Here is a 258-nt window from a genome sequence, read left to right as displayed (position 1 = left end):
CATTCGAAGACGGAAAGCTCCTCTTCCTCCGCAACTGGCCCTACGTTTACAACCTCGCGAAGACTGACGGTTCGTCCACTGTGAAAGACACGTTCAAGATGGCACCGCTTCCGGGTAAGAGCGGACCGGGCGCCTCATCACTGGGCGGCCACAACGTCGCCATGAGTGTCTACTCCAAGAACAAGGCCACCGTCTCGGACTTCCTCAAGTTCATCACCAGTGAAGAGACCCAGCGCTTCTACGCAACGCAGGGTTCGC

Annotated in this window: 1 protein-coding gene; it reads left to right on the top strand. The window is 57.8% G+C overall.

Annotated features, from left to right (window positions below; genetic code table 11):
• On the top strand, positions 1 to 258 hold a 258-nt coding region (locus SB772_RS42870; RefSeq protein ID WP_410838878.1), incomplete at both ends, for an extracellular solute-binding protein.

The sequence above is a fragment of the Paraburkholderia sp. SIMBA_030 genome, from assembly GCF_046535245.1.
Lineage (GTDB): Bacteria > Pseudomonadota > Gammaproteobacteria > Burkholderiales > Burkholderiaceae > Paraburkholderia.
Note: the sequence above shows the minus strand (reverse complement) of the source record. Positions and strands in the feature narration are given on the sequence as shown.